The following is a 6592-nucleotide window of genomic DNA, read 5'->3' as shown; positions in this document are numbered from 1 at the left end:
ACGCGTTCTCCTCCGTCGCCGACGCGTCACGGCGGGCCGACAACGCCGCGGGCGCGAAAATGGCCGCGGCCGCCGCCCACGCCAGGTAGCCCTCGAAGCCCACCCCCGCCGTCGACGTGTTCTGCGCTATGCCGTGGAACGCATCAATGTCGCGGCCGACCGGCAGGATCCACACCAGGATTCCGGCGACCAGCGTCGAGACCCCGAGGGCCACGGTTGCCAGCCGGGAAGCCCTGGTGTTGCGCAGCAGCCACCTCGACCCGACCAGCACGGCGAGCAGCGCCACCGCGCCGTACACCAACGCCGTCGCGATCACTGCGATGTTCTGCTTGCCGAATCCGGACGAGCCGCTCGCGTCGTGCAGCGCGTATTTGAGCCGCCAGAACAGGTTGAAGCAAAAGCTCAGCGCCGCGCCCACCATCGACGCGTAGCCGATGACCCGCACCGGCCTGCGGTTGTCATTCGAGTCGGCCGCGACCGGCCGCGCGCTCAGCAGCGAGCCGGCGATGCCCAGCCACGCCCCGGGCCCGACACCGCCGGGCACGTTCACGCTGCCGCCGAACCGCACGGTCTCGAACACGTCGAATGCGACGAAGCCGATGACCAGCAACACGTAGGGAACGTTGAGCGCCAGCCGAAGGCGGCCCGCCCGCGCGGGATTGAACTTCGGACTTGCCGATCGCCAGGAACCGGCCAGCACGATCGATGCCAGCGACAGCAGCGTCACGACGAACAGCGCCGCCAACAGCGGCTTGTTGCTGCCGTCGATTCCCAGGCCGAAATACAGGTTCCACGGCAACAGCAGCGCCACGACGAGCATGGCGGCCGCGGTCAGATCGACCGCGACGTCCGAACGCCGGCGGGGCTGCGCGCCCGGCGGCGCCGGCCGCGTCTGCGGCGTCCGCCCGCGGATCGGCCCGGTAGGGGCGTCGTCGCTGCTCTGACTCACGGTTCCCCCCGGGTGTCGAGGACGGCTTCTGGCGGCGCAACTTTGGCGGCGCGGCGGGGGAACCCCCTGCCGCATCGACCGCGTTGCTTACTTGGAAACATAATCTCCGTTCGGGCGACGCGGCAGTGGTGAGGACGTGTGCGTTTCCGGGGTGGCCGCCACGCGGTTACGCTGCGCTCACAGGCGAACATCGAAAACCTCGTCGCCCGAATGACTGTTACCGCCGACGGTATCGCAGTGTAATGATGCCGGGACATGCTGGCTGTGGGGTAGCCGGCCGAAGGAGAGTCGGGATGGACGTCGTGCTGGGGGTCGCGGTCACCGGTCCTCGTGCCCGGTTGGCCCTTGTCGGTTCGGGCGCCGGCCTGATCGACGAGTCCGTCGTAGACCTTGCCGATCGCCCGATCGAGAAACTGACCGAGACGGTCGTCGGGACGAATCGGTTGCTGGCCGAGGAAAACCACCGGCTGCTCGCCACGCGGCTGTGCTGGTCGGATCTTCAATGGGCCGAGCGGCTGCGGCGGGCGTTGGAGGACTCCGGCGTCCAGAACGTCGCCGTGCTGTCGGAAGCGCAGGCGCTGTCCGGGGCGGGGGCGCAGCCGCGGCCCGACGAGGACCCCACGGTGGCGCTGGCCCGCGGCGCGGCCATGGCGGCCGGGCCCGCGGGGGACGCGACGGCGATGGCCCCCGTGGTCGGGTCGGCCGGGGATGCGACGGCGATGGCGCCGGCGGTCGGGTCGGCCGGGGATGCGACGGCGATGGCGCCGGCGGTCGGGGGAGTGCCCCCGGCCGGCCAGGTGGGAGCCGACCTGGCGTATTCGATGGCCGGGGAATCCGACCTGCTCCCGATGGAATGGCTGACCGAGCCCGAGGACGACGACGCCCAAACCGGCCCGGTGGGTCTTACCTCGCGACGGCTGGGGGCGATGGACGCGGTGCTCGGCGTCGCGGTGGCCGGTTCCATCGCCCGGTTGGCGCTCGTCGGGCCCGTCGGGGGCGGCTACGCGGCGATCAAGCACCTGGTGGTCGAGCTGCCCATCGAGCCGTTCGAAACGTTGATCCAGACGGTGACCGGCGCGCAGCAGGCGCTGGCCGCCGAGGGCCGCCAGCTGGTCGCGACCCGGCTGTATTCGCCGGATCCCGCGCAGGCGGAGGCGTTTCGTCAGGCGCTGGCCGACTCCGGGGTTCCCGACGTGGGGGTGGTTTCGCAGCCCTACGCGGTGGCGGCGCTGCTGCGCACGGTCTTCCGCGGTGTCACGCTGCCCGGCGCCGTCGCACTCGTGGTCACCGCCGAGGCGGCGACGTTGGTCGCGCTGGGGGCCGCCGGTGCGGCGGAGATCCTGGCCACCGCGGCGCTGCAGGGCGTGGACGCCGTCGCCGCGGCGGCGGACATGCTGCTGGACTGGCTGCAGTCCGCGCCGTTCGCCGTGAGCGCCGCGTACGTGCTGGGCACTTTAGAAAACCTGACCAGCCTCGCCGAACGGATTCGCGCTCGATCGCCGCTGCGGGTGGAGGTGCTGGAGCGGCCCGACTTCGCGTTCGCGCGGGGCGCGGCGATGGCGGCCGGGTTGGCGCCGACGACGCCCCAGCCCCCGATCACCGCGGGTCTGGGGACCGCGATGGCGCCCGCGCTCGGGGTGCTCGGCGACGCGACGGCGATGGCCCCCGCGACCGCGGTCGCCGGGGAAGCGACGGGCATCGCCCCGACGTCCGGGCTGGCGGGCTCCGGCGGAGAGGAACCGCAGCTGGCGTACTCGCAGGCCGAGGACGCCGACCCGTTCGCCGGCGAGTTAGACGAGTACGGCGACTTCCCCGAAGACGCCGCGGATCCGGAAATGACCAGTCGGATGCCGCTGAGCCGACGGTCGCTGGTGCTCGGCAACGCCGTCATCGCCTTCGCCGTCGTGGGATTCGCGACACTGGCCGCCGCCGTGGCCATCGCCATCCGCCCGACCGCGAGCGCGCAGCCGGTGATCGGCCACCAGAATGCCGCCCCGGGCAAGTTCATGCCGCTGTTGCCGACGCAGCAGCAGGCGCCGGTGCCGCCGCCGCCGATCGATCAGCCCAACGCGGGGTTCCAGGGCGGCGTCATCCCGGACGCCAACGGCTACATCCCGCCGCAGCTGGCATCGCCAGGTTCGGCCCCGGTTGCCCCGGCGCCGGAGCCCGTTCCCGGCTTGATGCCCAACCCGGACGGACCGATCCCGTACCCGGTCATCGTCCCGTACCCGGGCTGGCGCTCGCCGTATTACCCGTACCCGAACGGGCCCACCACCACGCCGACGACGACCACGACGACGGTGACAACGACGACGACCACCACGACGGGGACGCCCACGACGACCACGACAACGCCGACGACCACCACAACCCAGCCAACGACCACCACAACGCAGCCGACGACGACGACCCAGCCGCCGACGACCACCACTCAGCCGACGACGACGCAGGCCCCGAAGGTGACGACGACGCAGGCGCCGGTGACGACGCAGGCTCCGGTGACGACGCAGGCGCCCCCGCCGACGACGCAGGCGCCGCCGCCGACGAAACCGCAGACGCAGCAAACCATTCCGCCGCAGACGCAGCAGCCCGTTCCGCATACGCAGGCGCCCGTGACCCCGCAGCAGCCGGTGACCCCGAAGCCACAAGTGCCGCCGCCGGCCACCACCCATCACTGATCGCGGCCCAGCGCATGCCCGACGACGCGGTCACGGTGGTGTTGCCCTGCCTCAACGAAGCGGAGTCGCTGCCGGGGGTGCTGGCGGCCATCCCCGCGGGTTATCGGGCGCTGGTGGTCGACAACAACAGCACCGACCAAACCGCTGCGGTGGCAACCCGTTACGGCGCCCGCGTGGTTGTCGAGCCGCGGCCCGGCTACGGGTCGGCGGTGCACGCCGGGGTGGTGGCCGCGACGACCCCGATCGTCGCGGTCATTGATGCCGACGGCTCCATGGACCCCGCCGACCTGCCGCGGCTGGTCGCCGCGCTCGACCGCGGCGCCGACCTGGTGACCGGCCGGCGCCGGCCGGTGCCCGGGCTGCACTGGCCGTGGGTCGCCCGGGTGGGCACCGTGGTGATGAGCTGGCGGCTGCGCACCCGTCACCGCCTGCCGGTGCACGACATCGCGCCGATGCGCGTCGCCCGGCGCGACGCGCTGCTGAACCTCGGTGTCGCCGACCGGCGCTCGGGCTACCCGCTGGAACTGCTCGTCCGGGCCGCCGCGGCCGGCTGGCGCGTGGTCGAGCTCGACGTCAGCTACGGCCCGCGCACCGGCGGCAAGTCGAAGGTCAGCGGCTCGCTGCGGGGCAGCATCACCGCGATCCTGGACTTCTGGAAGGTGATCTCGTGAGCGTCCTGCCGGTGACCGTCCTGGTGGTCGCCAAGGCGCCCGAGCCGGGCCGGGCCAAGACGCGCCTCGCGGCGACCGTCGGTGACCGCGTGGCCGCCGACATCGCCGCCGCCGCGCTGCTGGACACGCTGGATGCCGTGGCCGCCGCGCCGGTCGCGGCGCGGGTGGTGGCACTGACCGGCGATCTCGGCGCGGCGGCGGGCGCCGCCGAGATCCGGCGACGGCTCGCGTCGTTCACCGTGATTGCGCAGCGCGGGGAAGACTTCGCCGACAGGCTCGCCAACGCCCATGCCGACTCGGCAGACGGATACCCGGTACTGCAAATCGGGATGGACACCCCCCAGGTCACCGCCGAGCTGCTGGCCGACTGCGCGCGCCGCCTGCTCGACGCGCCGGCCGTCCTGGGGCTGGCCCACGACGGCGGCTGGTGGGTGCTGGGCGTCCACGCGCCGGCGATGGCCGAATGCCTGCGCGGTGTGCCGATGTCGCGGCCCGACACCGGGGAGTTGACGTTGAAAGCGTTGCGCGATAACGGCATCGACGTGACATCGGTGCAGCGCCTGGCCGACATCGACGTGGTCGACGACGTCGGCGCGGTCCGCGATGCGTGCCCGGCCGCCAGTCGCTTCGCCCGGGTCACCCGCGCGGCCGGGCTCTAATGCGTGTGAATCCAGGGCTTTTCGCGTGAATCCTCGGCGGGAAAATCGCCGAAATCCCGCCCTGTATACACACGCAAAGCCGTCAGTTCACACGGAAGGCCCTCAGTTCACACGGAATGCCCTGAGCGCACACTCGCCGTGGCGGCACACCGTCTTCCGCGCATTGCGTGTGAACCCAGGGATTTTCGTGTGAATCCTGGGCGGGAAAATCGCCGAAATCCCGCCCCACATACACGCGGAAAGCCCCCAGTTCACACGGAATCACCAATTCACACGCGATCACCAATTGGTGACGATGACGGTGTTCACGACCAGCGCCCCGACGGCGTTGACCGCCAGCCACAGCCGGTGTGAGCGCACCGGCAGCAGCGCGGGCGCCGCGGTCAGCCAGACGGTGAACGGCAGCCAGATGCGTTCGACCTCGGCCTTGCTCAGCATGGAAAGGTCCGCGCAGGCAATGGCGGCCAGCACCGCCAGCAGCACCAGGTGGAAGCCGGAGCGCCGGCGGATGGCGGACCGGTCGAACGCCCGCGTGAGGCCGGCGACGCTGCCCAACCCGATCGCGCACACCACGCTGGCCAGGTTGGCCCACACCCAATACTGAAACGGCCGGTCCTTGGCAATGCCCTGCCAATAGCGTTGCTGCACAAGGGTATACCCGTCGAACCAATAGAACCCCGCGACGGCGAACGCCACCGCCACCGCAAGCGCGGCCAGCGCCGCGGGGCCGACCGCGCGCAGCACCGCGCGCCAGTCGGTCGCCGAGACCAGCACCGCCAACGCCGGCAGTGCCAGCAGCATAAGGCCGTAGCTCAGGAAGACGCTCCACCCCAGCAGCAGGCCCGCGGCGGCGGCCACCAGCGCGGGGAACCGGACGGGGCGGCGCACCGCCACGGCCAACAGCGCCAGGCCCCACGCCGCGACACCGGCGAAATAGCCGTCGGCCGAGACCGCGACCCAGATCGCCGTCGGGGCGACCGCGACGAACGGCGCCGCCCGTCGCGCGGTCTGCTCGTCGGCCAGCGCGCGCACCGCGACCACGACGGCCGCCGCCGCGCTGGAGCCGGTCAGCAGGCACAGCAGCCCGGCCCAGGCGCCGCCGTGCAACCCGATCCGGTCCAGCCAGACGAACGTCAGGAGCGCGCCCGGCGGATGCCCCGACACGTGGGTCACCCACGAGTTCGGTTGGTAGTCGACGATGCGACTGGAGAACGTGCGCACCGCGGCGGGAATGTCGGTGATGCTGGGCACCTGCGACAGGTACTCGTCCCTGGTGGTCAGTCGCCCGGCGAAGCCGCGTTGCCAGCCGTCGATCATCGCCAGCGCGAACGCCCATGCGCAAGCGGTGGCCCACGTCCCGAGCGTCAGCGCCCGCCACGAAAGCCGTTGCGCCACACGGGGACCCCACACGACGGCGGCCACCGCGATCAGGATGGCCGGCCCGGTTCCCCAGCTGGCGTGGATCTCCCACGCCCCGAAGATGGGCGTGGCCCCGGTGCGCGTGCCGAACCGCTCCTGGGCGACGTCCAGCCGCGGCCGAACCCCCCAGTGCAGGTGCGGCAGCACGAACGCCGCCGCCACCAGCACGGCCGCGAGCGCGACGGCAACTGACTCCCGTCGCGCGACCCTCACGGT

4 protein-coding genes and 1 pseudogene are annotated in these 6592 nt (G+C 72.1%); 3 read left to right on the top strand and 2 right to left on the bottom strand.

What is annotated here, in order from left to right; all coding sequences use genetic code 11:
* Positions 1 to 913 (bottom strand): annotated as a pseudogene (locus N415_RS04275) (hypothetical protein); the annotation flags it as partial.
* 329 nt (positions 914 to 1242) lie between these two features.
* On the opposite strand from N415_RS04275, the gene N415_RS32180 reads away from it, so the two are divergent.
* The 3 genes from N415_RS32180 to N415_RS04260 are packed head-to-tail and all read left to right on the top strand — an operon-like array spanning position 1243 to position 4957.
* Complete coding sequence (locus tag N415_RS32180; RefSeq protein ID WP_343203451.1) at positions 1243 to 3627, top strand: hypothetical protein; 2385 nt, start codon at positions 1243 to 1245, stop codon at positions 3625 to 3627.
* Positions 3628 to 3641: 14 nt separating this feature from the next.
* Positions 3642 to 4298 (top strand): glycosyltransferase family 2 protein, encoded by a 657-nt coding sequence (locus N415_RS04265; RefSeq protein WP_068177508.1) that lies wholly within the window; start codon positions 3642 to 3644, stop codon positions 4296 to 4298.
* Positions 4295 to 4957 carry a DUF2064 domain-containing protein gene (locus tag N415_RS04260; protein WP_068177507.1) on the top strand — a complete coding sequence of 221 codons (663 nt, stop codon included), beginning with the start codon at positions 4295 to 4297 and terminating at the stop codon, positions 4955 to 4957. The genes N415_RS04265 and N415_RS04260 overlap by 4 nt, the downstream gene beginning before the upstream one ends.
* A 279-nt stretch (positions 4958 to 5236) precedes the next feature.
* Here the strand turns inward: N415_RS04260 and N415_RS04255 are convergent, their stop codons facing one another.
* Entirely contained in the window at positions 5237 to 6589 is a 1353-nt protein-coding gene (locus tag N415_RS04255; RefSeq protein ID WP_068177501.1) for a hypothetical protein, read from the bottom strand.
* Positions 6590 to 6592 lie beyond the last annotated feature (3 nt).

Origin of the sequence: Mycobacterium sp. UM_CSW (genome assembly GCF_000455205.1) — a bacterium.
In the GTDB taxonomy this organism is placed as follows: Bacteria; Actinomycetota; Actinomycetes; order Mycobacteriales; family Mycobacteriaceae; genus Mycobacterium.
This window is presented reverse-complemented; position numbering and strand designations above follow the sequence as displayed.

Bases quoted from the DNA above. Each gene is read 5' to 3' on its own strand.
- N415_RS04265 (WP_068177508.1), top strand. From the start codon at position 3,642: ATGCCCGACGACGCGGTCACGGTGGTGTTGCCCTGCCTCAACGAAGCG.
- N415_RS32180 (WP_343203451.1), top strand. From the start codon at position 1,243: ATGGACGTCGTGCTGGGGGTCGCGGTCACCGGTCCTCGTGCCCGGTTG.